Source organism: Escherichia sp. E13S3, assembly GCF_004212325.1.
Taxonomy (GTDB): Bacteria; Pseudomonadota; Gammaproteobacteria; order Enterobacterales; family Enterobacteriaceae; genus Escherichia.
Genome location: NZ_RHJR01000007.1, coordinates 211,795 through 238,705 on the forward strand (window position 1 = coordinate 211,795; position 26,911 = coordinate 238,705).

Annotated in this window: 25 protein-coding genes; 11 read left to right on the top strand and 14 right to left on the bottom strand. The window is 48.0% G+C overall.

Annotated elements, in window-relative coordinates; all coding sequences use genetic code 11:
- Positions 1-7: 7 nt before the first annotated feature.
- The 5 genes from potF to D9597_RS08960 all read right to left on the bottom strand — a co-directional run bounded on the left by potF (position 8) and on the right by D9597_RS08960 (position 3,991).
- Positions 8-1,120: a spermidine/putrescine ABC transporter substrate-binding protein PotF gene (gene potF / locus D9597_RS08940; RefSeq protein ID WP_130205213.1), complete on the bottom strand. Its 1,113-nt coding sequence runs from the start codon at positions 1,118-1,120 to the stop codon at positions 8-10.
- A 350-nt stretch (positions 1,121-1,470) separates the two neighbouring features.
- Entirely contained in the window at positions 1,471-1,947 is a 477-nt protein-coding gene (locus D9597_RS08945; protein ID WP_000203025.1) for a YbjN domain-containing protein, read from the bottom strand.
- An 87-nt stretch (positions 1,948-2,034) separates the two neighbouring features.
- Entirely contained in the window at positions 2,035-2,937 is a 903-nt protein-coding gene (gene rimK / locus D9597_RS08950) for a 30S ribosomal protein S6--L-glutamate ligase (protein ID WP_130205211.1), read from the bottom strand.
- A gap of 60 nt (positions 2,938-2,997) precedes the next feature.
- On the bottom strand, positions 2,998-3,720 hold the full coding sequence (nfsA, locus tag D9597_RS08955; protein WP_130222147.1) for a nitroreductase NfsA: 723 nt from the start codon (positions 3,718-3,720) through the stop codon (positions 2,998-3,000).
- The gene (locus tag D9597_RS08960; protein ID WP_130222148.1) at positions 3,704-3,991 is read right to left on the bottom strand and encodes a YbjC family protein; all 288 of its coding nucleotides are present in this window, start codon (positions 3,989-3,991) and stop codon (positions 3,704-3,706) included. The genes nfsA and D9597_RS08960 overlap by 17 nt, the downstream gene beginning before the upstream one ends.
- Before the next feature lie 159 nt (positions 3,992-4,150).
- Here D9597_RS08960 and D9597_RS08965 point away from each other — a divergent pair, with 159 nt between their 5' ends.
- Positions 4,151-4,408 carry a GrxA family glutaredoxin gene (locus D9597_RS08965; protein WP_130205205.1) on the top strand — a complete coding sequence of 86 codons (258 nt, stop codon included), beginning with the start codon at positions 4,151-4,153 and terminating at the stop codon, positions 4,406-4,408.
- A 31-nt stretch (positions 4,409-4,439) separates the two neighbouring features.
- Here the strand turns inward: D9597_RS08965 and D9597_RS08970 are convergent, their stop codons facing one another.
- Positions 4,440-4,817: an inner membrane protein YbjM gene (locus D9597_RS08970; protein WP_130205203.1), complete on the bottom strand. Its 378-nt coding sequence runs from the start codon at positions 4,815-4,817 to the stop codon at positions 4,440-4,442.
- A gap of 267 nt (positions 4,818-5,084) precedes the next feature.
- On the opposite strand from D9597_RS08970, the gene D9597_RS08975 reads away from it, so the two are divergent.
- Positions 5,085-6,770 (top strand): aspartate:alanine antiporter, encoded by a 1,686-nt coding sequence (locus D9597_RS08975; RefSeq protein WP_130205201.1) that lies wholly within the window; start codon positions 5,085-5,087, stop codon positions 6,768-6,770.
- Positions 6,771-6,905: 135 nt separating this feature from the next.
- Here the strand turns inward: D9597_RS08975 and rcdA are convergent, their stop codons facing one another.
- On the bottom strand, positions 6,906-7,481 hold the full coding sequence (gene rcdA, locus D9597_RS08980; RefSeq protein WP_130222149.1) for a DNA-binding transcriptional regulator RcdA: 576 nt from the start codon (positions 7,479-7,481) through the stop codon (positions 6,906-6,908).
- An 83-nt stretch (positions 7,482-7,564) separates the two neighbouring features.
- Between rcdA and D9597_RS08985 the strand changes: the two genes are divergently transcribed.
- The 3 genes from D9597_RS08985 to ybjH all read left to right on the top strand — a co-directional run bounded on the left by D9597_RS08985 (position 7,565) and on the right by ybjH (position 9,957).
- Complete coding sequence (locus D9597_RS08985; protein ID WP_130222150.1) at positions 7,565-8,773, top strand: MFS transporter; 1,209 nt, start codon at positions 7,565-7,567, stop codon at positions 8,771-8,773.
- A complete protein-coding gene (ybjI, locus tag D9597_RS08990) occupies positions 8,773-9,588 on the top strand; it encodes a 5-amino-6-(5-phospho-D-ribitylamino)uracil phosphatase (protein WP_130222151.1) in 816 nt (271 codons plus the stop codon). Before D9597_RS08985 ends, ybjI begins: the two co-directional genes overlap by 1 nt.
- Before the next feature lie 84 nt (positions 9,589-9,672).
- Entirely contained in the window at positions 9,673-9,957 is a 285-nt protein-coding gene (gene ybjH, locus D9597_RS08995; protein WP_074399644.1) for a protein YbjH, read from the top strand.
- A 40-nt stretch (positions 9,958-9,997) separates the two neighbouring features.
- On the opposite strand, the gene mdfA is transcribed toward ybjH, so the two are convergent.
- Positions 9,998-11,230, bottom strand: coding sequence for a multidrug efflux MFS transporter MdfA (mdfA, locus tag D9597_RS09000; RefSeq protein ID WP_130205191.1), 1,233 nt, complete (start codon positions 11,228-11,230; stop codon positions 9,998-10,000).
- Between the two features lie 273 nt (positions 11,231-11,503).
- Here mdfA and ybjG point away from each other — a divergent pair, with 273 nt between their 5' ends.
- Both ybjG and deoR read left to right on the top strand, forming a co-directional pair.
- Positions 11,504-12,100 (top strand): undecaprenyl-diphosphate phosphatase, encoded by a 597-nt coding sequence (ybjG, locus tag D9597_RS09005; protein ID WP_130215049.1) that lies wholly within the window; start codon positions 11,504-11,506, stop codon positions 12,098-12,100.
- A gap of 57 nt (positions 12,101-12,157) precedes the next feature.
- Positions 12,158-12,916 carry a DNA-binding transcriptional repressor DeoR gene (gene deoR, locus D9597_RS09010; RefSeq protein WP_130222152.1) on the top strand — a complete coding sequence of 253 codons (759 nt, stop codon included), beginning with the start codon at positions 12,158-12,160 and terminating at the stop codon, positions 12,914-12,916.
- A 47-nt stretch (positions 12,917-12,963) separates the two neighbouring features.
- Here deoR and dacC read toward each other — a convergent pair whose 3' ends face one another.
- A complete protein-coding gene (dacC, locus tag D9597_RS09015; RefSeq protein WP_130222153.1) occupies positions 12,964-14,166 on the bottom strand; it encodes a serine-type D-Ala-D-Ala carboxypeptidase in 1,203 nt (400 codons plus the stop codon).
- A gap of 246 nt (positions 14,167-14,412) precedes the next feature.
- Between dacC and gstB the strand changes: the two genes are divergently transcribed.
- A complete protein-coding gene (gene gstB, locus D9597_RS09020) occupies positions 14,413-15,039 on the top strand; it encodes a glutathione S-transferase GstB (protein ID WP_130222154.1) in 627 nt (208 codons plus the stop codon).
- Here the strand turns inward: gstB and D9597_RS09025 are convergent.
- The 3 genes from D9597_RS09025 to D9597_RS09035 form a co-directional block, all read right to left on the bottom strand.
- A complete protein-coding gene (locus tag D9597_RS09025) occupies positions 15,036-16,154 on the bottom strand; it encodes a PQQ-dependent sugar dehydrogenase (RefSeq protein ID WP_130222155.1) in 1,119 nt (372 codons plus the stop codon). The genes gstB and D9597_RS09025 overlap by 4 nt on opposite strands.
- 110 nt (positions 16,155-16,264) lie before the next feature.
- Positions 16,265-16,648 carry a biofilm formation regulator BssR gene (gene bssR / locus D9597_RS09030; RefSeq protein WP_130222156.1) on the bottom strand — a complete coding sequence of 128 codons (384 nt, stop codon included), beginning with the start codon at positions 16,646-16,648 and terminating at the stop codon, positions 16,265-16,267.
- Between the two features lie 104 nt (positions 16,649-16,752).
- On the bottom strand, positions 16,753-18,807 hold the full coding sequence (locus D9597_RS09035) for a beta-galactosidase (RefSeq protein WP_130222157.1): 2,055 nt from the start codon (positions 18,805-18,807) through the stop codon (positions 16,753-16,755).
- Between the two features lie 233 nt (positions 18,808-19,040).
- Here D9597_RS09035 and D9597_RS09040 point away from each other — a divergent pair, with 233 nt between their 5' ends.
- The 3 genes from D9597_RS09040 to rimO all read left to right on the top strand — a co-directional run bounded on the left by D9597_RS09040 (position 19,041) and on the right by rimO (position 23,065).
- Positions 19,041-20,123 (top strand): LacI family DNA-binding transcriptional regulator, encoded by a 1,083-nt coding sequence (locus D9597_RS09040; protein ID WP_130222158.1) that lies wholly within the window; start codon positions 19,041-19,043, stop codon positions 20,121-20,123.
- Positions 20,124-20,376: 253 nt separating this feature from the next.
- Complete coding sequence (locus D9597_RS09045; protein ID WP_130215051.1) at positions 20,377-21,612, top strand: oligosaccharide MFS transporter; 1,236 nt, start codon at positions 20,377-20,379, stop codon at positions 21,610-21,612.
- 127 nt (positions 21,613-21,739) lie between these two features.
- Positions 21,740-23,065, top strand: coding sequence for a 30S ribosomal protein S12 methylthiotransferase RimO (gene rimO, locus D9597_RS09050; RefSeq protein WP_130205175.1), 1,326 nt, complete (start codon positions 21,740-21,742; stop codon positions 23,063-23,065).
- A gap of 47 nt (positions 23,066-23,112) precedes the next feature.
- Here rimO and D9597_RS09055 read toward each other — a convergent pair whose 3' ends face one another.
- Positions 23,113-24,441 (bottom strand): GGDEF domain-containing protein, encoded by a 1,329-nt coding sequence (locus D9597_RS09055; protein WP_130222159.1) that lies wholly within the window; start codon positions 24,439-24,441, stop codon positions 23,113-23,115.
- Between the two features lie 7 nt (positions 24,442-24,448).
- Positions 24,449-26,797 (bottom strand): EAL domain-containing protein, encoded by a 2,349-nt coding sequence (locus tag D9597_RS09060; RefSeq protein WP_130222160.1) that lies wholly within the window; start codon positions 26,795-26,797, stop codon positions 24,449-24,451.
- Positions 26,798-26,911: the final 114 nt, after the last annotated feature.

The following is a 26,911-nucleotide window of genomic DNA, read 5'->3' on the forward strand; positions in this document are numbered from 1 at the left end:
CAGCAGATTATTTTCCGCTCTTCACTTTGGTCCAGGCGCGAGTGCGCACTCGATCTATTTTTGGATCCTGCACTTGTAGTGTGAACATTTTGGCGCGAACGTCCGCAGGCGGGTAAATTCCTGGGTTATCACGGACTTCCGCACTCACCAGCGGCGTGGCTGCTTTATTGGCGTTAGCATAGAACACATGGTCGGAGATATGCGCTACGACATCCGGACGCAGCAGGTAATTCAGGAACTGATACGCTTCGTCTTTATTTTTGGCATCCGCAGGCATGGCGAATACATCAAAGAATGCCATCGCCCCTTCTTTCGGAATCGAGAAAGAAACATTCACACCGTTTTTCGCTTCTTTCGCGCGGTTAGACGCCTGCCACACATCGCCCGCCCAGCCAATAGCGACGCAAATATCGCCGTTTGCCAGATCGTTAATGTATTGAGATGAATGGAAATAACGAATATTTGGACGCAGCTTTAACAGCAGATCGGTTGCCGGGCCAGTATAATCATCCGCTTTGGTGCTGTTGGGATCTTTGCCGAGATAATTCAGCACGGTGGCAAACACTTCTTCCGGCGCATCGAGGAACGAGACTCCGCAGCTTTTCAGTTTTTCCAGATTTTCAGGTTTGAGGATCAAGTCCCAGCTATCGACGGGCGCGTTTTCGCCCAGTACCGCTTTGACTTTATCGACGTTGTAGCCAATTCCTGTGGTCGCCCACATATACGGCATGGCAAATTTATTGTCGGGATCGTGTTTTGCCACCAGCTTCAGCAGTTCTGGATCGAGATTCTTCCATTCTGGCAATTTGCTTTTATCCAACGGTTGGAATACACCAGCAGTCAGCTGGCGTTCAAGAAAACTGGCTGATGGAACGACAAGATCAAAGCCGGTGCTCCCCGCCATTAACTTGCCTTCCAATACTTCGTTGGAATCGAAAACATCGTAGACGACTTTTATACCCGTCTCTTTTTCAAAATTTGCCACTGTATCTGGAGCGATATAATCAGACCAGTTATAGATGTGGAGTGTTTTTTGTTCAGCCGCGAGCGTGCCGACAGAGACGGCCATCAGAGCACCTGCAACCAGACCCGATAGCCATTTTTTATTTAAGGCGGTCATATCTCTTTCCTTCTGAAAGTTCGTTAACAAACGAACAAAAGTTGTCACACTGAAAGATATGCAATAAATGTGCATATTTTTTATCGGCGCGGCGCAAGAAAAGAGAACTCTCTCCCGGCCAGCATTGCTCGCTATATAAAAGCCTTGCAAGAATAACTTTAGCCAGGGTTTGAAACTATAGCTGTAATTAAAAAACAGTATTTAACAAATTTTTATGCGCATTTGCTCTATGTGATAAAGCAAATTCGGCACAAGACAAGTGAAAAAATCTTTAATGGAAGGTTAAATTTAGCAGGAAATATTATAATGCGCAGTCACTGCGGCAGCGACTGCGTGCTCAAAAAGAGTTATCAATGAAGGAAATAGTTTTCGGTAACGTTATTTTGCCCTTCATCGTCAGTCGGCAACAGCAGTTGATGGGCATTGGCTTCAAGGATGACCATCGAAATCTGCTCTTCACTCTGGCGTACGAACCATGCAAACTGTTCATAGGTTACGCCCTGCATAACGGATAAAGACTGGCAAACCACCAGCTTTGGCAGATTATCATCCTGCATATCAAGAAATGCTTTCACAGTCAGTGAACTGGCATTGATGGCCGACAAATCCGCCGCCAGCGGCAACACGGCTGAAGGTCTGACTTCCGCCATGGCAGAAAACAGGATCGTGTTATCAATCAGGTCGATTTTGGCATCAAAGACACCGTCGAAATTCTGCATATGCGGCAGATGTAGCGCCTGACAGTTATCACATTCAAAAAAACTCATCCCCAGGTCATCGAGCCATTGACGCAACGTATCCAGACCAGGAACGACCAGCGATGTCATAATTTTGTACAACCTCTTCCGATAAAAAGACTGGCACAGCTTACGCAAAAAGCGCAGGCAAAACCATGATCAGTCACGTTATTGCGACTAACCACCGGTTTTTAAGCAATATTCTGCCGTGGCGTGGCGCTCAATCCAACGGATCATTTTACCCGCGATGTCGATACCGGTGGTTTTCTCTATTCCTTCCAGACCGGGCGACGCATTCACCTCCATCACTAACGGTCCGCGATTTGCACGCAGAATATCCACACCAGCAACATCCAGAGCCATCGTTCGCGCGGCTTTTATGGCAATTTCACGCTCCTGCGGGGTAATACTGGCAATGCTTGCCGCACCTCCGCGATGCAAATTGGAGCGAAAATCGCCCTCTTTCGCCTGCCGTTCAATTGCCGCGACCACTTCATCGCCAACGACCAGACAACGGATATCACGGCCTTTTGCTTCTTTTATATATTCCTGCACCAGAATATGCGCATTAAGACCGCGAAAAGCGTCAATTACGCTTTCTGCTGCCTGACGCGTCTCCGCAAGCACCACTCCAATCCCCTGCGTGCCTTCGACCAACTTGACCACCAGCGGCGCACCACCGACCATCTCGATTAAGTCGCTGGTATCATCCGGCGAATGCGCCATACCTGTTACAGGCAGGTCAATGCCCTGTCGCGCTAACAGTTGCATGGAACGCAATTTGTCACGTGCACGGGCAATCGCAACCGATTCATTCAACGGATAGCTCCCCAGCATTTCGAACTGGCGTAGCGCCGCCGTCCCATAAAAGGTAATGGCGGTGCCAATGCGTGGGATCACCGCGTCAAAATGGGGTAGCTTGCGGCCTTTATAATGAATAGAAGACGCCGCAGGATTAATGTTCATATAGCAAGAAAGCGGATCGAGAATTTCAACCAGGTGACCACGCTGTATAGCGGCTTCACGCAGCCGCTTGCACGAATAGAGCGTTCCATCCCGGGACAATATGGCAATTTTCACCCTGCACCTCTCTGTCAGACCTGGTCAAAAGCCCGCGTATAATACATCGGCGTTACGGTTTTAGCGCGTCGCCCAACCTTGTTTATGCAAATAATCGAGAATAAAAGGACGGCTTTCTTTAATGATTGTCCGACGAATATGGTCGCTCCAGGTATCCCGACGATTATTGCTGCCACGGGTGAGATAATATTCCGCCAGTTGCTCGTCATACTGCGCCAGAGCGTCTTTATCCAGCGGTTGATAGCTGTTTTCATGCACTACAATAGAGGCGGGTAAACGCGGCTTGAGATCCGGGTTATCCGCAGGCCAACCAAGACACAGACCAAACAACGGCAGAACATGCTTTGGTAACTTCAGCAGTTCTGTCACAGCTTCGATATTATTGCGCAGTCCACCAATATATACTCCGCCCAACCCCAACGATTCCGCTGCAGTTAACGCATTTTGCGCCATCATCGCCGTATCAACGACACCGAGCAACAGTTGTTCCGCCAGGCCAAGTTGTGCATCCGGACAGATCTGTAAATGACGGTTAAAGTCGGCACAGAACACCCAGAACTCCGCCGCTTGCGCCACATGTTTTTGCCCCCCGGTCAGCGTTACCAGTTCTTCACGCAGCGTTCTATCGGTAATGCGAATAATGCTACTGCATTGCAAAAAACTGGAACTGGAAGTCGCTCGGGCGCTGTTGATAATCGCCTCACGCTGCGCCTCAGAAATGGGGTCATCAGTGAAATGGCGAATGGAGCGATGGCCACAAATAAGTTCAATGGTTGGCGTCATTATCTTTTTCTCTTTCTGAACGTGAAGATTCCAGTGGGCGGTTCATCAATTGTGGGGCAAGCCGTTTTGCCACCTGAAGAATAACCACCACCGCAGCGGGAAGCATGAGCAAAACACCGAGAAAAATCATCAGAATTTGTATCTCTGGCGTCGAAAACGGCACCGGAAGCGAAAGGTAATGGTTTAACGACAGCAGCGCCGTCACCAGTAACATCATGCCGATGAATTCCAGTATCAACACGCTTTTAGGTAATTTACCGATCGCGCGCATAAGCTTCCCTCTGCAAAGTGAATTGCTATTTTAAAACCTTTCGTTGCGTTGTGCTTAACAGTTATAGCTTTAAGCAATCAATGCAACAGGTTAAACCTACTTTCAGCGAATAAATTTTGGCGTAATCATGGCGGACATAAACAGATGAGGAGAGAAACAATGCAAACCGTTATTTTTGGTCGTCCGGGTTGCCCTTACTGCGTGCGTGCTAAAGAGTTGGCAGACAAACTGAGTAATGAACGCGATGACTTTGAATATCAGTATGTTGATATTCGTGCAGAAGGGATTAGCAAAGAAGATTTACAACAGAAAGCGGGTAAACCAGTAGAAACCGTACCGCAGATTTTTGTCGATCAGCAACACATCGGCGGCTATACCGATTTTGCTGCCTGGGTGAAAGAGAATCTTGAAGCCTGATTGCCGGATAAGCCCTCTCTGTTTGAGGGCTTTATTGATTTTTTCTGTGCTGTGACTTGAACAAACTACTAATAAACAAGAAACACAACGCCCCCAACGCACACCAGAATACGGCGCTCAATAACCATGCCAGCTCTTGCCAGAATGAGCGTGTTGGTGAAAAAAACAGACGCATAATTAACATAGAACACGGTGCCGCCAGCATTGCGCCAAACAGCGGTTTAAGGACTTCTCTACGCTGCGAAAAAAAGCTGGCAACCGCTCCAGGAAGAATGAAAAACAGCAAGCCGATTTCAGGATGCCCGGCAGCCCGAAAAGCGCCTTTCATTTGCGTCGCCAGGAACAGGCACACTACAATGAAGAGGACAAAACAGCAGATTGCCCCCGCCCAACGTTGTTTATGTTTCACTCGCTCCTCCTGACACTGCCTCTATCGAACACATTTTCGCCACTATGGCGTTCAGTAAGATAAAGCCGCTTCGCATTCCATGCTAATATAGGCCAACGCAATTTTTATAGCCGTTGGTACTTAATGTGATTACACTAGTAAAATATATTGTTTCTTTACTATTGCTTATGTGCGCTGAATGAATCCGCGCCCTGATTTCAGGTAAAAACATTATCTTAAATTACCATTTCTTTCAACAGCTTACTCGTAAACAAGAAGTTAGTCTCCGTGAATATAAACGTCGCCGAATTGTTAAATGGGAATTACATTCTGTTATTATTTGTAGTCCTTGCGCTTGGACTATGTCTAGGAAAATTACGACTTGGTTCAATCCAACTGGGTAATTCCATTGGCGTTTTAGTCGTATCGTTACTATTAGGGCAACAACATTTCAGCATTAACACCGACGCGCTTAATCTTGGCTTTATGTTGTTTATTTTCTGCGTCGGGGTCGAAGCCGGACCCAACTTTTTTTCCATTTTTTTCCGCGATGGGAAAAATTACCTAATGTTAGCTCTGGTGATGGTTAGCAGTGCGCTGGCGATCGCCTTAGGGTTGGGTAAGCTGTTTGGCTGGGATATCGGTCTGACGGCCGGTATGTTGGCTGGCTCCATGACATCGACACCGGTTCTGGTCGGTGCTGGCGACACATTACGCCATTCCGGTATGGAAAGCGGACAGCTCTCCACAGCACTGGATAATCTAAGCCTTGGGTATGCGTTAACTTATTTAATTGGCCTGGTGAGTTTAATTGTCGGTGCTCGTTATTTACCGAAGTTGCAACACCAGGATTTACAGACCAGCGCCCAACAAATCGCTCGCGAACGTGGCCTGGACACCGATGCCAGCCGAAAAGTTTATTTGCCGGTGATCCGCGCCTACCGTGTCGGCCCGGAGCTGGTGGCCTGGACCGACGGCAAAAATCTGCGTGAATTGGGTATTTATCGTCAAACTGGTTGCTACATTGAACGTATTCGTCGTAACGGGATTCTGGCAAATCCGGATGGCGACGCCGTGCTGCAAATGGGCGATGAGATAGCGTTAGTGGGATATCCAGACGCTCACGCCCGCCTCGATCCCAGCTTCCGTAACGGTAAAGAAGTTTTTGATCGTGACCTTCTCGACATGCGTATCGTCACTGAAGAGGTCGTCGTCAAAAACCATAACGCGGTAGGTAAACGTCTGGCACAACTGAAGTTGACCGATCACGGTTGCTTCCTTAACCGCGTCATCCGCAGCCAGATTGAGATGCCAATTGATGACAACGTTGTGCTTAATAAAGGTGATGTTTTACAGGTGAGCGGCGATGCCCGTCGCGTGAAAACCATTGCTGACCGCATCGGCTTTATCTCGATTCACAGCCAGGTCACAGACCTGCTGGCATTCTGCGCGTTCTTTGTTATTGGCCTGATGATCGGGATGATCACCTTCCAGTTCAGTACATTTAGCTTCGGCATGGGTAACGCTGCTGGCTTGTTATTCGCCGGCATTATGTTGGGCTTTATGCGCGCTAACCACCCGACCTTCGGTTACATTCCGCAGGGGGCGTTAAGCATGGTGAAAGAGTTCGGCTTGATGGTGTTTATGGCAGGCGTTGGTTTAAGCGCCGGTAGCGGCATTAATAACGGCCTGGGCGCGATCGGTGGTCAGATGTTAATTGCCGGATTGATTGTCAGTCTGGTGCCGGTGGTTATCTGCTTCCTGTTCGGCGCTTATGTACTGCGTATGAACCGCGCACTCCTGTTCGGCGCGATGATGGGCGCGCGTACTTGTGCTCCGGCAATGGAGATCATCAGCGACACCGCACGCAGTAACATCCCAGCCTTAGGTTATGCGGGTACTTATGCAATAGCTAACGTACTGCTAACGCTGGCCGGGACAATCATTGTCATGGTATGGCCAGGACTCGGATAAAACTGAAGTTGCCCTGAAAATGAAATTTTTTTGTACAATCGGCGAACTTTTCTTTGGGGCATCAGTCTTAATTAGTGCCACTGCTTTTCTTTGATGTCCCCATTTTGTGGAGCCCATCAACCCCGCCATTTCGGTTCAAGGTTGATGGGTTTTTTGTTGCCTGAAATTTATCTCCTGCCCCGCCACTCGTGCCACCATCCGTAAAATCTCCTCGCGCGATAGCGGCTTACGGTCAGTGACAAAATGCAGCGTCATCCCTTCAATAAAAGCATCCAGAGCCCGGGCCGTTCCAGGTTCAAACCATTGTTCGAGTGTTTGCTGACTGCGCTGCATCCAGTTTTGCATCACTGTTTTTAATAACGGTTTTCGACTGGCCAGCGCGTAGAGTTGATACATCAGTTCCATGTTGTCCGGCGTTGCAACCTGCGAGCTGTAGATCATTTCAGTGATGGCCTGGCAGGCACTGAGGGCATCGCTGACATCGAGGAAAAATGCCTGATATTGCCGTGACATAGTCTGCGTAAAGCTACTGAACGCCTCCAGTAATAGCTCATCAATTCCTGAAAAATAGTAGGTCATCGACCCTAACGGTACCCCAGCAAGGGTAGCTATTTTACGGTGCGTCACGGCATGTATTCCGTAAAGTTTCACCGCCTCGAGAGTGGCCTGGATGATTTTTTCTCGCCGTTGTGGATCGTTAGCGCGACGCATGTCATTTCCTCTCTCTGCAATTGTGTACAAATGTACACAACCTTGCTAAGGTTGTCTTCTCTCTTCTTTTTTTGACGTGATCTATGACAGTAAATTCTTCACGTAATGCATTGAAACGCCGTACCTGGGCGCTGTTTATGTTCTTCTTTTTGCCGGGCCTTCTAATGGCTTCCTGGGCAACCAGAACGCCCGCTATCCGCGACATTCTTTCTGTCTCTATCGCCGAAATGGGCGGAGTGCTCTTTGGTCTGTCGATCGGTTCGATGAGCGGTATTCTCTGCTCGGCGTGGTTAGTAAAACGCTTTGGGACGCGTAATGTCATCCTGGTCACGATGTCCTGCGCATTGATCGGGATGATGATATTAAGCCTGGCGCTCTGGCTGACATCTCCTGTGCTCTTTGCCGTTGGTCTTGGCGTTTTTGGAGCCAGTTTTGGTTCCGCAGAAGTGGCGATAAACGTTGAAGGTGCTGCCGTTGAGCGAGAAATGAATAAAACGGTTTTGCCGATGATGCATGGCTTCTACAGTCTCGGTACGCTGGCGGGGGCTGGTGTAGGGATGGCGCTGACGGCCTTTGGAGTTCCGGCAACTGTTCACATTTTGCTGGCGGCGCTGGTGGGCATCGCGCCTATTTATATCGCTATTCAGGCAATCCCTGACGGTACGGGAAAAAATGCTGCCGATGGCACGCAGCATAGTGAAAAAGGGGTTCCTTTTTATCGCGATATTCAGTTGCTATTAATTGGTGTCGTGGTGCTGGCAATGGCTTTTGCAGAAGGTTCTGCCAACGACTGGTTACCCTTATTAATGGTTGATGGTCACGGTTTTAGCCCTACTTCCGGCTCGCTGATTTATGCCGGTTTTACCCTGGGGATGACCGTTGGACGTTTTACCGGCGGCTGGTTTATTGATCGCTACAGCCGCGTTGCCGTGGTACGTGCCAGTGCACTAATGGGTGCGTTGGGTATCGGGCTAATTATTTTTGTTGATAGCGCCTGGGTCGCCGGAGTGTCTGTTGTACTTTGGGGACTGGGTGCCTCGCTGGGCTTCCCGCTGACCATTTCAGCCGCCAGTGATACCGGCCCCGATGCGCCAACCCGTGTCAGCGTAGTGGCCACGACCGGTTATCTGGCTTTCCTCGTCGGGCCGCCGCTGCTGGGCTATCTCGGCGAACATTATGGATTACGTAGTGCAATGCTGGTTGTACTGGCGCTGGTTATTCTCGCGGCTATCGTCGCAAAAGCCGTCGCCAAACCCGATACAAAAACGCAGACTGCGATGGAGAATAGTTGATGGGCATTAAATTAATTGCGGTAGACATGGACGGTACTTTCTTAAGCGATCAAAAAACCTATAACCGCGAGCGGTTTATGGCCCAATATCAGCAGATGAAAGCACAAGGTATTCGCTTTGTGGTTGCCAGCGGGAATCAATATTATCAGTTGATCTCATTCTTCCCCGAAATTGCCGATGAAATTGCTTTTGTGGCGGAAAATGGCGGCTGGGTAGTGAGCGAAGGCAAAGATATTTTTAATGGTGAGCTATCGAAAGATGCTTTTGCCACTGTCGTGGCGCATTTGCTGACGCGCCCGGAAGTGGAAATTATTGCCTGCGGCAAAAATAGCGCCTATACCCTCAAAAAATATGACGATGCCATGAAAACTGTGGCGGAAATGTATTATCACCGTCTGGAATACGTCGATAACTTTGACAACTTAGAAGATATCTTCTTCAAGTTTGGCCTGAATCTTTCCGATGAACTGATTCCACAAGTGCAGAAAGCATTACATGAAGCCATCGGCGATATTATGGTGCCAGTGCATACCGGCAACGGCAGCATCGATTTAATCATCCCCGGCGTGCATAAAGCCAATGGCCTGCGTCAACTCCAGAAATTATGGGGAATAGACGACAGCGAAGTCGTGGTCTTTGGTGATGGCGGTAATGATATTGAGATGCTGCGTCAGGCAGGGTACAGCTTCGCAATGGAAAATGCCGGCAGCGCGGTTGTTGCAGCGGCGAAATATCGTGCAGGTTCCAATAACCGTGAAGGCGTACTGGACGTGATTGATAAAGTTCTTAAACACGAAGCGCCATTTAATCAATAAAACGGCAGCACGCCCGGCAACACAACGCCTGAATGAAGGCTGCATAATTCGCAGAAATTAACCCACCGAATTATTTCAGGCGAAATGATTATGAAGAATTATGTTTTGCTGGGCGCGTTTCTCATGAGCTTTGCCGGTGCAACGATGGCGCAAAGCGTTACCGTCGATGTGCCGAGTGGATACAAAGTGGTAGTGGTCCCTGATTCTGTCAGCGTTCCACAAGCAGTCAGTGTCGCTACTGTGCCGCAAACCGTCTATGTGGCTCCGACTCCTGCTCCAGCTTACCGTCCACATCCGTATGTTCGTCACCTTGCCAGCGTTGGCGAAGGGATGGTTATCGAACATCAGATCGATGACCATCACCATTAATTCGAAAATGCCTGATTGCGTTGTGCAATCAGGCATTTTTTTACCCTTCGTGTGAATTTCCTACCTGTTTATCTTTTAAAAAGATAAACATCAGCAGCAGCCACAAAATTCCGTTGGCAAGGTTGAAGAGATTAAACAGACCGTTGCCGCCGTTCAGGTACGCGTGTTTACTGATCTCAATACCGACAGTGAAAATCAGCATTTGCAACATCCCCATCGCCGCCGAGACAGTACCTTTACTCATATCGCTGGCAAACAGGGTTAATCGCACCAGTCCCGCATTCGCCAGACCAATACCAAAAGCATAAATACTTAACCCTGCGGTCATCCACAAATACGCATGCGATGAGATGACCGTTGCCGCAGCGGCGACCAACAGACCAATCATAATCGGCCAACCGCCCATAATGATCAGCGAACGTACGGTGCGACGCGAGGTCAGTCGCGCCAGCAGTAGGTTCCCCGCAATTAATGCGCCGAAAATGGGAACTTGCAGCAAACCATATTCATAGCTGCTCAACTGCTCGCCGGTTATGATAATAATCGGCGACTGGGCAATCCACGCCAGCAACGGCAGACTAACAAACCCCAGTGCCAGCGCCCCCGCAACAAAGCGACCATTCTTCAGCACCAGCTTGTAGTCACGCCCGAGCTCTTTCAGCGACAGTTTCTCGCCTATACGCGTGGCGGTTTCTGGCATGGCACGTTGCAGGCCGAAGAAGGAGATCGTTGCCAATGCGGCAAATAATACAAACATCCCTTCCCAGGGCAGCACATGGATCCACGCCGCGCCCACCAACGGGCCGAGTAGCGGAGCAATCAGCGCCACGTTCGCCATCAGCGCGGTGATCTTGATACAAACCGCCTCTTCGAAGGATTCCTGAATTGCGGCGTAACCTACAGCGCCAATGAAACAGAGGCTTATGCCCTGCAAGAAGCGCAACAGCGTGAATTGTTCAATGTTTTGCGCCAGTAATATCGCCAGACAAGTGATGATAAACCACACTACGCCCGCCAGCATCACCGGACGGCGACCAATACGATCCGACAATGGCCCCAGCAGCCACTGTAAAAACATCCCACCCGCAAGGTACGCGGTCATCGAGGTAGGAACCCAATCAATGCCCGCCTGGTACTGTTCCACCACGGCCAACATACCGGGCTGAATCATATCGTTACCGATATAGGTTGAGAATTCGTAGAGCACCAGACAGAGAGGGAAAAGTAATGCCTGACGTCCAAGTCTGGCACCATTAGCTAATCTATTTTGCATGCAATTTCTTCGCCAATAATAATCGCGCAAAGTTTAATAAAAGCGCGGCTAACGAGAAAGCAATTTTTGCCCCTTAAGCACATTCTTACATTAATCGGCGATTAGACTCTCTTTTTTAAGCTTTATTTAACTACCGCGCGTTACCATTACTTCACATAATACGGGCCGCTTATGAGAAATAAGACGATGCCGCTTTACCCTGTTTAACATGCACCTTATTCTCACCGCCTTGCCTGACGGCTCCCCATTAAACACCTTATGAGTCTGGAAGTTATGCTGGAAAATCTCAATTACTCATTATTCTCTCTAATTAATGCCACGCCAGATTCTTCTCCGTGGATGATCTCGTTGGCGATTTTTATTGCCAAAGATTTGATTACTGTGGTGCCGCTACTGGCCGGGGTACTTTGGCTGTGGGGACGTACGGCGCAACGGCAGATAGTGATAAAAATAGCGATCGCACTGGCTGTAAGTCTGTTTGTTTCCTGGGGGATGGGTCATTTATTTCCGCATGACCGCCCGTTTGTCGAGAATATCGGCTATAACTTCCTGCACCATGCGGCGGATGACTCTTTCCCAAGCGATCACGGCACAGTGATCTTCACCTTCGCTCTGGCATTTTTAATCTGGCATCGTTTGTGGTCCGGATCGCTTCTCATGGTGCTGGCCGTAATTATTGCCTGGTCGCGGGTCTACCTTGGCGTCCACTGGCCACTGGATATGCTTGGTGGATTGTTGGCGGGAATGATTGGTTGCCTTAGCGCGCAGATTATCTGGCAAGCTGCGGGGGCGATGCTCTACCAGCGACTGCAATCGTGGTATCGCTTCTGTTTCGCCTTACCGATCCGTAAAGGCTGGGTACGTGGCTGATTTCGGATAAAACGTGTAATATCAGGCGGCTCGCTTCAATAACTATTCAGAGGGAATATGGAAACACGTCGCGAAGAGCGCATCGGGCAATTACTCCAGGAATTAAAACGCAGCGATAAGTTACATCTGAAGGACGCCGCCGCCCTACTTGGGGTTTCAGAGATGACGATTCGTCGCGACCTGAATAACAATAGCGCCCCCGTCGTATTACTCGGCGGCTATATCGTTCTCGAACCACGCAGCGCCAGCCATTACCTGCTAAGCGACCAAAAATCCCGTCTGGTGGAAGAAAAACGCCGCGCTGCGAAACTAGCCGCGACGTTGGTAGAACCCGGTCAGACCCTCTTTTTTGACTGCGGCACCACTACGCCCTGGATTATTGAAGCGATTGATAATGAAATCCCTTTCACCGCCGTTTGTTATTCACTAAATACCTTTCTGGCGCTGCAAGAGAAACCACATTGCCGGGCGTTTCTTAGTGGTGGAGAATTTCACGCCAGCAACGCCATCTTCAAACCTATCGATTTTCAACAAACGCTGAATAATTTTTGTCCGGATATCGCTTTTTATTCCGCTGCGGGTGTACATATCAAAAAAGGCGCAACCTGTTTTAATCTTGAAGAGTTGCCGGTAAAACACTGGGCTATGTCGATGGCGCAAAAGCATGTGCTGGTTGTCGACCACAGTAAGTTTGGTAAAGTACGTCCGGCGCGCATGGGCGACCTGAAACGCTTTGATATCGTAGTAAGCGATCGTAGTCCGGAAGATGAGTATGTGAAGTACGCGCAAACGCAGCGTATTAAGTTAATGTATTAATTAAGCATCGCCGGATGACGTCAACGCGTCATCCGGTCATCTCAAGATTAAGAGAACCAGCTACCAAACCACTGATGGAATTTCATCATCACAAAATCCCACATCCGACCAAAGAATCCACCCTCTTCCACATTCTCCATTACGATCAGCGGACGCTGTTCAATAGATTTACCATTAAGCTGGAAATCAATGGTTCCGACGACCTGGCCTTTTTTCAGCGGTGCGGTGAGCTGCGGTTCGGTTAATGTATAACTGGCTTTCAGGTTTTTCAGTTGTCCACGCGGAATAGTCACCGATCCGCCTTCGCCAGCACCGAGATTCACTTCACTCTTATCGCCAAACCAGACTCGCTGGGTCACAAAGGTGGCATCAGGCTTAATTGGTGTCACGGTTTCAAAGAAACGGAAGCCCCAGGTGAGCAACTTTTCGGACTCATTAAAACGGATACGATCGGTTTTCGCTCCCAGTACCACAGAGATCAAACGCATGTCGCCCTGGGTCGCGGAGGCCACCAGGTTGTAACCGGCTCCTGCCGTAGTACCGGTCTTCATGCCATCGACATTGACATTACTACTCCACAGCAGACGGTTACGGTTAGGCTGGCGAATCTTGTTGAAGGTAAATTCCTTCTCTTTATGAATGGCGTACTCTTCCGGTACATCGTGGATTAACGCTTTGCCCAGCAAGGCCATATCGCGTGCGGTACTAAACTGCCCCGGTGCGTCGAGGCCGTGCACCGTCTGGAAGGTGGTGTTGGTCAGGCCCAATTTTTTAGCATAACCATTCATCAAGCCAATAAATGACTCCTGACTGCCCGCGACGTAATCTGCCAGCGCAATACAGGCGTCATTACCGGACTGAATAATCACGCCTTTGTTTAAATCGGCCACCGAAACCTGATCACCCGGTTTGAGGAACATCACCGATGAACCGCGCAGCGCCGGATTCCCCGTCGCCCAGGCATCTTTACCGACCGTCACCATATCGGTGAGTTTAATCTTATCGGCCTTGAGCGCCTGCCCAACCACATAGCTGGTCATGATTTTGGTCAGACTGGCTGGGTCCAGTTTCTCATCCGCATTACCTTCAGCCAGCACTTTTCCGCTGGCGTAATCCATTAAAATCCATGCACGCGCATCCACGCTCGGCGCGTCAACGGTTTGTTCCGCCGCGAATGCCATTGGGGCAAAAAGGAATAAAAATGCAGAACCCGCTGCAAGACCACGAAGGAGAGAGGAGTATTGCGTCATAAATGCCACCCGAGTATCCATTCAAAAAAAATACGTTATATCGCCGTATGATAAGTTCGGTGATTAATAACGCACACACAAACTTAAAGAAACCGTAAGTTGGTAAAGTTTTTAAAGTTTATGCAATATCCTGCCGCTTCGCTGCTTCTGGCGTCATTTTTTTACCAACTGTTGCTTAAAAGTTAACTTTACTCCACCATCAGAGTCCTGTTCAGCCTGTGGCTGCCTGTGTAAAAAGGGGTGAGTATGATTACGCTGTGGGGTCGGAATAATTCAACCAACGTAAAAAAAGTGTTGCTGACGCTCGAAGAACTGGATCTGCCTTATGAGCAAATTCTCGCGGGCCGTGAGTTTGGAGTAAACCATGACGCCGACTTTCTGGCGATGAATCCCAACGGGCTGGTGCCGCTGTTGCGCGACGACGAAAGTGATTTAATTCTCTGGGAATCGAACGCCATTGTCCGCTACCTGGCAGCACAGTACGGGCAAAACCGCTTGTGGATCGACTCGCCAGCACGTCGTGCAGAAGCGGAAAAATGGATGGACTGGGCAAACCAGACGCTCAGTAATGCCCATCGCGGGATCCTGATGGGATTGGTCAGAACACCGCCTGAAGAGCGCGACCAGGCCGCCATTGATGCCAGTTGCAAGGAATGCGACGCTCTGTTTGCCCTTCTTGATGCGGAACTGGCAAAAGTGAAATGGTTCTCTGGTGATAAATTTGGCGTGGGTGATATCGCTATTGCACCGTTTATCTACAATTTGTTTAACGTCGGTCTGACCTGGACACCGCGTCCAAATCTGGAGCGCTGGTATCAACAGCTCACTGAACGCCCCGCAGTGCGTAAAGTGGTGATGATCCCCGTTAGCTAATTATTACGTGGACTTACTTTCAGTAATTCGCCATTGGACTCGTCGGTCAATACGTACAAATAACCGTCGGGCCCAGTGCGAACATCACGAATTCGCTGCCCTCTGTCCGTTAATATGCGGCCATCTTCCGTTACCTGATTGCCTTTGACGCTCATCACGATGACATCTTTGTCTTTTAACGCGCCAATAAATAATTTTTGCTGCCACTGGGGAAATTTGTCGCTGTTATTGAAGGCCATACCGCTCACGGCGGGCGAATCTTTCCAGTAGAAAATCGGTTGTTCGGTACCGGCAACGATTTCCCCTTTCGCTTCCGGTATTTTAAGTCCCGAGTAATTGATGCCCCAGGATGCCAGCGGCCAGCCGTAATTTTTGCCTTTTTCCGGGATATTAATTTCATCACCACCGCGCGGACCATGCTCATTCAGCCACAGCGCATTGCTCCACGGATTCATAGCCATCCCTTGCGGATTACGAATGCCGTAAGACCAGATCTCAGCGCGCGCACCGGATTCCTTTGCAAAAGGATTATCATCCGGGATCTCGCCCTGGTCGGTCAGACGTACCAGTTTGCCCTGTAATTTATCCAGATCCTGCGCCGTCGGGCGCTGATTGTTTTCCCCCAGACCAATAAACAAATAACCTTTGCCGTCAAACACCAACCGTCCACCAAAATGGTTACCGGTAGAAAGCTTAGGCATCTGACGAAAAACGGTGCGGAAATCCGTTATTTTTGTCAGATCATCGCTCAAACGGCCATAACCTACGGCAGTACCGGCTTTGTCATCATCTCCCTGTTCTGAATAACTTAACCAGATGCGGCGAGACTGGGCAAAATCAGGCGCTAAAGCTACATCCAACAAGCCTCCCTGCCCGTGCGCCCAGACTTCCGGCACACCAGCCAGCGGCGCAGATAATCCTTTTCCTTCTTGCCAGTGGCGTAACTCGCCACCACGCAGCGTGATTAACATACCGTGATTATCGGGTAAAAAGGCCAGCGCCCAGGGATGGTCGAGTTTGTCTTGCAATACTTCGACATTTACCGTTGCAGGTGCCGCCCAGAGAGCGGAAGAAACACAGAAAAGGGTCACAAGGAAAAGAGATTGTCGATGCATAACGCCTCCGGATTGACTCTGGCTTAAAGCGTAGTCAGTGGAGGAGATGACAAATTCATTTTTACAAAAACTTAAACATGAAGGGGGAGATGCTTTCTCCCCCTTAGTTTTCAGGCCTGCTCAAGCATGGTGTGCTTTTCAAGGCTCTGGATACTCAGCGTTAAGCTCATCAGACAATTTTCAAGCTTATCGGCGTTGACGGTAATAAAATTTGGGCAATCATGATGCCCGCTCATCAAACATACTGCGGCTGTCGCTAATGCTTCTTCAGCGTGATGAAGAGCACCCCACTCTTCCTGATCCAGATGAAGATTCAACCGCAGCGATTTATCGTGCAATTCGCGATGCAGTTTAAAAAAGTTATCTCGTAGATGATTGCTTTCGCTGACGGACATGTATCCTTTGGCCTTCCTCAGATGCACGTACGCAGCGAGGTCAACTTGTGCGTCTTTCAACCGGTTCAGCAGGTCGCTTCGCTGTCTGTCAACGAACATACTTCGATCCTCCTCTTTTCAACCTTGTTGCAATTAAATAGTATGGCTATTTTTTGAGCAAAACGCTGTCAAGGATCAATACTTCACATCTTATTAATATTAATTTACATTATTTCTCTTTCCAGTACCTCACATCCCCACGGTGCCAGTTCTAATTGTTGTGAACAAGCCTTGCCCGTTTCCGCCACTCGCCACGCTCCAGGAAGCACAACATTTTGTACATGAGCAGTGTAATTTTGTACAAAAACCCATTCCTGATCGCCGTCTGTCCGACGCGTTGCAATAACGCCAGCAGGAAGTTCAGTAGCAAGTGCTTTTGGGAGATGAAGTGTGTTGATCAACATCGCGGCAAACGCTTGATGAAATGACGCATCATTACGCGAAGCCACATAGAAAGCACGACCTTGTCCGACGTGATTTACCGTTAACGCAGGTGTACCCGCATAAAAATCCTCACCATAGCGCGCCAGAACCTGAGCACCTTCGGCGTGAATAACCGCACATAATTCCCGTGCCTGCCATTGCCCCTGCAGTCCATACGCATTCGGCTCGCAGATAACGTCGTTATGCTGATAATCATTAAGACTATCAATCTCTTCAGCCCATACGCCCATCAGGTCACGCAACGGGCCAGGGAACCCACCCAGGTGACATAAATCGGTTTCATTGACAATCCCGGACCAGTAAGTGGTGACAAAATTGCCACCAGCTTCGACATAGGCACGAGCACGAGCAGCAAATCCATCGCGAACCATATAGAGCATTGGGGCGATAACTAACTGATAACCCGTAAGATCACAATCAGCATTGATAATATCGACCGCCACGCCCTGCTCCCAGAAAGGTCGGTAATGCTCCACTACCGTTTGTTCGTAGTGGATACCGCAATTGCGCGGCCCGGCAGCATCATTGACCGCCCAGCGGTTCTCCCAGTCGAAAATAATGGCAACTTTTGCCTGCGTTTTCGTCCCAACCAATTGTTTAAGATGAGCCAGCCGTTGCCCCAGTTGTATGACTTCGCGCCCGGTACGCGTCTCCAGATGGCCGACGTGATCAACCACCGCGCCATGAAACTTCTCCACGGCACCACGACTCTTACGCCACTGAAAATAGTGCACGCCGTCTGCGCCGTGAGCGACGGCCTGTAAGGAAGAAAGAATATTCATTCCCGGCTTTTTCAATTTGCTGGTTGGCTGCCAGCTTGTCTGACTGGGCGTGGATTCCATCAGAATAAACGGTTTATTTTTCAAGGTACGCATCAGGTCGTGATACATCGCTGTTTTACAGGCTACGGCGCGTTCATCTTCCTGTTTGTGCCACATGGGGTAGCTATCCCAACTCACAAAATCAACCACTTCGGCTAATGTCCAGTAGTTGTAGTCATTGAAATACCACATAAAATTGGTCGTCGCAGGTAAATCGGGGCGTTCAGCTTTTAACGGCGCGATTTCCATTTGATAGAACTCTTTTACCTGCGATGTGACAAAGCGCCGCCAGTCAAGATTCAAACCGTGGTTGGACATTTCACCTATTGGGGAAGGAGATTCAATTTGTGACCAGTCAGTGTATGTATGGCTCCAGAAGCCAGTCCACCATGCCTGATTAAGCGCCTCAAGAGTGGCGTAACGCGTCTGCAACCAACGGCGAAACGCCTGCTGGCATCCATTACAATGACACTCTCCGCCATACTCATTACTGATATGCCATCCCAGAACCGCCGGATGATTGGCGTATCGCTGCGCCAGATTACGGTTAATTTGCGTCACTTTATCTTTATACACTGGCGAAGAAAGGCAGTGATTATGGCGACCACCGTGAAGCATTTTCTCGCGTGAGGCGCTAACTCTCAGAACCTCCGGATAACGAGCAGCAAGCCAGGCGGGTTTGGCTCCGCTTGGTGTTGCGAGGAAGACAGAGATCCCACCAGCATGAAGTTTATCCAGCACCTCATCCAGCCAGTCAAAGCGATACTCACCCTCTGTGGGTTCCAGTATTGACCAGCTAAAAATGCCCACCGACATGGTGTTACAACCAGCCTGTTGCATCATGGCGATATCTTTCTCCAGAATCCCAGGGACATGTAACCATTGCTCCGGATTGTAATCAGCTCCATGAAGTAACCATGGGGCTCTGGGGATGATCGGTGGGTACTTGTCCATGCTGACTCCTGAATTGTTTTAAACAGACAAAAAATGTTATTCGTTCACAATACTGTCATCTAGTAATTTATTGCTTCGTTATGCAAGGAATGTCCGGTAGGAATGTGATCAAGTACGCGTTTTTCCCTTCAAACAGGTTCGTCGGTTCAGCTTACCGGCACTGAGACAGGTGAGCGTGATACGTATGACATTCACTGCGGTATACTGTGACAAATCTTTTAGCCGGGGCGAATATGAAAACCAAAGCTGCAACCCTTGCCGATGTTGCTCGTCATGCCAATGTTTCTTATCAGACAGTGTCGAGGGTGCTTAACAATTCAGCGAACGTGTCTGCTAAAACACGTCAAAAAATTGAACAAGCCATTGCCGAACTTAAGTACGTTCCAAATCGCGTAGCTCAACAGTTGGTAGGGAAAGAGAGCAAAACAGTCGGGCTGGTTACAACTTCACTTGCCCTGCATGCCCCCTCGCAAATTGCGGCAGCAGTGAAAAAATATGCCGGAGAACAGGGATATCAGGTACTGATATCCATGATTGACGATGTTGATATTAAAGGTATTCAGGCTGCAATTAATGAATTAAAAGCACAACGGGTAACAAAGATTATTATCAACGCACCACTGGAAACGGCATTGGCTGAAACACTGGTTACTGAAAACAGCGATGTATTGTGTCTGTTTCTCGACGTGGACCCTTATAGCCCGGTATTTAACGTCACCTTTAATCCCGCAGAAGGTGCACGCGCCAGCGTGAAACATCTTTACGATTTGGGGCATCGTCAATTTTGCTTGATCTCTGGCCCTGAAAATTCAGTACCCGCGCGGCTACGACTCAATACCTGGCGCGATACCCTCGCTTCACTCCAACTGACGCCGCTGGCCATTCATTACGGTCATTGGGACGCTCAAAGCGGCTATCTGGCGACGTTACAGATGCTACGTGAAACACCACAGGCGACCGCTCTTCTGATCGCCAATGATCAGATGGCATTGGGGGCATTAAGCGCCTTACATCAACAAAAACGTAAAATCCCGCAAGATATTTCTGTCATAGGCTATGACGACACCTATGAGAGTGCGTTTTTTGAACCTTCGCTAACGACCGTCGCAATCGACTTTGATTTACAAGGGAAAATTGCCGTTCAACAAATTTTACAGCCGGACGATGAACACGCGATGCTCCGCTCTTCTACCATCCTTCCCAGTCGCCTGGTCGTGCGTAACTCTGCTGGTCCCCTGCACTCACCACAGACTGATCTGATGAATATTGCTGAACACCTTCGCACACTGGCAGATGAGCTAACAAGAAAGGCATAAAAGTAATACGTTCTCATAAAAAGATTTAGTGATCTGTTTCGCTAAATCTTTTTTATTATCAGCAATAATTGTGATGTAAATCTCAAACATTCATTTAACACATTGCCTAATCATCGCGGTCAGGGTCAGAGTAAAAATGAAATTGTTAACGTATGACATTTCCGGAGATGCATACCAAAACAATAACCAGTAAGCACAGCTAATGCCTGTGCCAACGGTAAATGACCCAACGCCAGTGATTGAGGATATGGCTATGTTATTGCCCGGTAAACGTAATTATATTTTGCTCAGTATTTTCGATTTTCTGTACCTCTTCGCCTGGTCGGCAACGATGGCATTTTTTGTCATATGGACGACACAGCATCTGGAAATTACCGCCACTCGCACAGGATTGCTTTATTCCGTTAATGCTTTCATTGCGTTATTAATGCAGCCGTTCTTCGGTTTTATCTCCGATAAATTTGGTCTTAAGAAACAACTCATCTGGATCCTCGTCGCATTATTACTTCCCGTAGGCCCATTCTTTATTTATGTGTATGCCCCGCTTCTGGTTCATAACTTCTGGCTGGGCGCTGTTTTGGGTGGTGTTTACCTGGGGATCATTTTTAATTCTGGCTGTGGCGTTCTGGATTCCTGGATAGATAAAGTTTCGCGCCGTTATCATTTTGAATATGGTCGCGTAAGAATGTGGGGCTCTCTGGGATGGGCTGCCGCCGCGTGGATTGTGGGTAAATACATTGATACCAGCCCTAATCTCTCTTTCTGGCTGGCAAGCTGTGCCATTGTGATCGCCGCAATCTGTTTTATGTTTACCAAAATTGAACTGACCGAGGCGGAAATTGAAAAAACCAATTCGCTGAAAGCTATCCATGCGCTTGAACTGGCGAAAAATAGTCAGTTCTGGTTTTTATTGATGTTCACTCTGTTCGTAACGCAAATTTATGACACCTACGATCAACAATTCGCACAATATTTTTCGCTGCAATTTCCGACGCCAGAAGAAGGCAATCGCTGGTACGGAATTCTGGCTTCTGTCCAGGTCTGTGGAGAAACCTTATTTCTCTGTCTGATGCCGTGGTTTGTTAACCGCACTGGCGCCAAATGGGCATTAGTGATTGCCGGAACCATTATGTCGCTACGCATTGCCGGTTCAGCTATCCAACTGGGACCTGTGTGGATTGCGGCCGTTAAAATGATGCACGCCATCGAAAAACCACTGATCCTGGTGTCTGTGTTTAAATTTATCGCGGCTAACTTTGATCATAAACTCTCTTCGACGGTATACCTGCTGGTGCTTTTTGTGGCATCCATCGCCACGGCAATCTATTCACCCATTGCCGGCTATCTATATGACACCATTGGCTTTGCTGAAACCTATCTCATCCTGGGGGCGATTGCCGGTTGCTTCACGATTATTTCGGTCTTTACGCTGCGGGACAAATCCAGCAGCCAGCCTGCGGAGGCGCTAACTGAAAACCCAGTAGCATGACAATCATTTGCGCCCCGATATTTGGGGCGTTTTCCTCACCTGTTGACCAGATTACGATACAAATTTTATCCAGAACTCTGTAGAATCCCTGCCCTGACCTTTCCTGTAACTGAATATTTTTTAAGCTATGAGCAAAGTAACTCCCCAGCCGAAAATCGGCTTTGTTTCCCTTGGCTGCCCGAAAAACCTTGTCGATTCAGAGCGCATTCTGACCGAACTGCGTACTGAAGGTTATGACGTTGTACCGAGCTATGACGACGCGGATATGGTGATCGTTAACACCTGCGGCTTTATTGACAGCGCGGTGCAAGAATCTCTGGAAGCCATTGGCGAAGCGTTGAATGAAAACGGCAAGGTGATTGTGACTGGTTGTCTGGGGGCAAAAGAAGATCAGATCCGCGAAGTCCACCCGAAAGTGCTGGAAATCACCGGGCCTCATAGCTACGAGCAGGTTCTGGAGCACGTTCATCATTACGTGCCAAAACCGAAACACAATCCGTTCCTGAGCCTGGTGCCGGAACAGGGTGTTAAGTTGACCCCACGTCATTATGCCTATCTGAAGATTTCCGAAGGTTGTAACCACCGCTGCACCTTCTGCATTATTCCTTCAATGCGCGGCGATCTGGTGAGCCGCCCGATTGGCGAAGTATTAAGCGAAGCGAAACGTCTGGTTGATGCGGGTGTTAAAGAGATTCTGGTGATTTCCCAGGATACTTCCGCCTATGGCGTAGATGTTAAACACCGTACTGGCTTCCACAACGGCGAGCCGGTAAAAACCAGCATGGTCAGCCTGTGCGAACAGTTATCGAAACTGGGGATCTGGACACGTCTGCACTACGTTTACCCTTATCCGCACGTGGACGACGTTATCCCGCTGATGGCTGAAGGCAAAATCCTGCCATATCTGGATATTCCGCTGCAGCATGCCAGCCCACGTATTCTCAAACTGATGAAGCGCCCGGGTTCGGTGGATCGTCAACTGGCACGTATCAAAAAATGGCGTGAAATCTGCCCAGAACTGACCCTGCGTTCAACCTTTATTGTCGGCTTCCCTGGCGAGACGGAAGAAGATTTCCAGATGCTGCTCGACTTCCTGAAAGAAGCACGTCTGGATCGCGTTGGCTGCTTTAAATACAGCCCGGTTGAAGGCGCAGATGCCAATGCTCTGCCGGACCAGGTCCCGGAAGAAGTGAAAGAAGAACGCTGGAATCGCTTCATGCAGCTGCAACAACAGATTTCCGCCGAGCGCCTGCAGGAGAAAGTTGGCCGTGAAATTCTGGTGATCATCGACGAAGTGGATGAAGAAGGCGCGATTGGCCGCAGTATGGCTGATGCACCGGAAATCGACGGCGCGGTCTATCTCAACGGTGAAACCAAGGTTAAGCCGGGCGACATCCTGCGTGTGAAAGTCGAGCATGCCGATGAGTACGATTTGTGGGGTAGTCGGGTTTAATTAATGCCAGGCCGGGCAAATTTATTTTCCCGGCCTGCTAATAAACATTATTGCCAGCTAATCTGCGCCCTGCCGTTTTTCTTGCTCTTATACAGTCGCTCATCTGCCAACATTTTCAGCCGTTCAACGGTGGTACATTCATTTGAATGTGCTACGCCGATGCTGGTGCTTAAATTAATGCTCCCCACCTGGAAATGAACGATTTCTTTTAATATCGATAGCAACTCTTCCAGCGTTCCACCTGTATAAATCACCGCAAATTCGTCGCCGCCAAAACGATAGACTTTGCCTTTATCCACCGGAATTTGTGATTTAAGGATTTTCACAACCTTAATCAACACTTCATCGCCCAACAAATGGCCGAAGGTGTCGTTAATGTTCTTGAATTTATCGACGTCAAACAGGCACAAATATCCGCCTTTTTCCGGCAAGGCTTTTAAGTCTTCGTCAAAGGATTTTCTGCCCATCGCTTTGGTCAGGTCGTCAAGAAACGCTGAGTTATACATGCTGTAGAGTTTTTTGACATCCGCCGCCGAGAAGAAAAGCCCACCGTCCAGCACGCGGTCAAAATGGTTATTAATAATGGCTTTTTTTTCAACAATGCCCCGATTGATCACTCTGCGTACCAGATAGAGGCAGCTGGCCCCTGATATAGCTGCCACCAATGCGGCAAAGAAGATGATCAACGTACATACCTGAAAATAAACGTCTTTTTTATAGGCAAACACATACAATCCTGTCGGTAAATAGGAGAAGTGCTCCATCGCTTCCGAAACAGTGAAGATGGCGTTTTTGGCGTTATATTCATCACCAGTAACCGGTTTGCCATTCTTAAAAAGTGAGAACATCAGGTTATCGCTGTCCATTGCCAGTGATTTTGACAGTAAAGAAAAGCGCTCCAGCCCAAGCAAAAATATCAGACTGCGATTATGGCTAACCGGGTAGAGATAATAGACGAAAGTTTTACCGTCAAAAGAGATAAACCCCGTATTCTTAACATGCAAATACTTAACCACCTGCATGATATTTGTACAATAGTTATTCTCGTACTCCTTTACCTGAATACATTCATCACTGGAAATCAGATAAGGCCCAACATCATACAAATAAGAAGGAGAAATCGAATCGGCATAGGCTGTGCGTAAGCCAACCAGCAATTGTTCTTCCGTAGGATTTAGCGTATTGATGAGATCAATTGCCACACTACGCCGATATTCAGCAATATTTGCCACCGCAAAAGCAGTATCAATAACGGACTGTTTCAGGCCATACACCCGTTCTTTCACCATTTGAGTGTAGATCCCGCAGGCAACTGCCGAAATCATAATAAAAATCAGCAGACTGACTGTAAGTACGAATTTATTGATTCTGGACATACCTAAACTACTCTTTTACTAACTTTCCACTTTTATCCCAGGCAGAGAATGGCATAGGCTTCTGGTACAGATACCCTTGGGCCTGAACACAGCCTAATTTCATTAATTCACGCGCAACCTCTTCGCTCTCAACGCCTTCTGCAATCACCGGAATCTGGTTATAGCGTGCCAGGTCGAAGATAATGCGTACAATTTTTCCCGCGGTGCCGAAAATATCGCCGGTAAATTGTGAATCTACTTTTATGCTGTCAGGGTTAATTTCATAAAAACGTTTCAGGTTTGACAGCCCTGTGCCAAAGTCATCAATCGATATCCCTACCCCTTGTTTACGCAGTTGTGCAATATTGAGATAAAAATGTTCATTAATTCGTTCGATCACTGTTTCAGTGATCTCAATACAGATGCTATTTGCCTGCAGATCATGCTCTTTCATGATAGTTGTAAAATGCTCATGAAAGTGTGGTTCGTTTAGCTGCCAGGGCGAAACATTAATATGCAGTAAGAAACCGTCCTTCAGGGCCGCACGCTGACTAAAATGCCTGAATTCCCGCATTGCGGTTTTAATAATTTGATAGCCAAGCTCATTGATAAACCCAATATCTTCAGCAATCGTAACAAACTTCAGCGGTGAGATTATTCCTCGTTCCGCAGAGATCCAGCGGCATAATGCTTCTGCGCCGACAATGTCTCTGGTTTTCATATCAACAATCGGTTGATAGACTAAAAACAGTTCGCCTATTTCCATTGCATGGCGAATATTACGCGCAATCCAGATATTCTCTTCAATTTCGTTGAGTTTCGCGTCATCACAGAAAATAAACTCAGAGAACATATGGTCACGGACACTGGAAATCGCCAGTTTCAGCTTTTCGGCATAACTCCAGGCGTTTTCACCCTTCAACGGTTCACAAATGGCAGATTTGTGTATGCGCAGATTGCGATAACCAAAGCTGCTGTCGAAATCATTTACCATCGCTATTTTGCGGGTAAAGGTCTGTACATTTTCCCGGCATAATAATAAATAGAGATCGGCATTGAATGTCACTATATCGCAGCATTGCGCATATTTCTCGGCAATTCGCTGACACAGTTTCCTGACGATTTTATTGCGTTCCTCGACGCCAAACACAGCTTCGACAGCTTCCAGCCCGCACAGTTTGATGATCCCGACAGCCAGATACTGGCTATTATTAGATTCAATAATCGCCATGTTTTTGATAAATCCACTCTCCTGATCGTAGGAGATTAGCGAGAGCAGTTTATTCGAACGTTCAACTTCGGCATCTTTCATTTCCGCTATGGAATTTTTGATGCTGATAATCTCTTTCGCATCGCCTTCACGGATTTTCAATGCCTGCATTTGTTCAGAAGAATCGGGCAAAAACTCCAGCGTATTGACCAGTTCTGTCATTTCGGAAAATTGTCGACGAAACACACGCGTGGTCATTAAGTAAACCAACAGCAATACGATAATAATAAATGCAAATGGTAGATAAAAGAGTTTATCCGATGCGTTAAATAAATTACCTGTGGGATAATAAAAATATATTTCGAACAACGCGTTATTTGGAACTTCTGATGTTCTTGCGATATATTCCGTGTCGAAAGAATCAATAATGTTATAGTTTCCTTCGCTATTATAAATAATCAGTTTTTCACGGGCGAGTTGGTTTTTGGCGATGATCTCATGGCCTTGTTTCAAAAACAGCACTTCATCATTCGAACTAATTTGATCAAGATATTCATTCAGATAGCGCCAGTTTAAGTCGACATGAATCTTATTAACCGCCAGTAAGTCACGGTCTTTGCCATTAATTCGTAGAGTAAAAGAGATACACTTTTTCCCTGGCCGATCAAAGCAGTTGTAGGCCGGATTCCAGCTACTACCCGAGTCGTCTGATGCCACCGACCAGGGCCGCTGGGACGGGTTAAAGTCGGCAAAGATGACGCGTCCTGCCTCATCGACAAGTGGCCCATTTACTTTTTCCTGATGGTAAACAATGATTTTATCATTCGCCCGACGGGTAAAGAGATAATATTTATCATCATCCAGCACCAATCCTACCGTATCCAGAAATGGCATCATTTCCATTTTCAGAATGACGGCACGTTTAATCTCCTCACTGTTTTTCAATAAATACAGCGAATCCTTTAACGTTAAGGCAGCACGCTCAATATCTTTAAAAAAATAACCTACATTTTTTTGAATAAGTTCAAAGCGGCTATCGGCACGTTTTACCGCCCTTTCCGATACCAACTGATAGTTAATGATGAAAAAAAGACCAATAAATGACAGCGTAGCCAACAAAAATAAAATAATCAGTCTTATCTTTATTTTTTCGTATAAACTAAGCATGTTAATACACGTAACAAAATAACTATCAGTACGCTACTTCGCTGCATAAATAGACTTTTACAGCAGCATATTTACCCAATTACCTGATTCTACAAAATCGGCAGAAAGTTACAA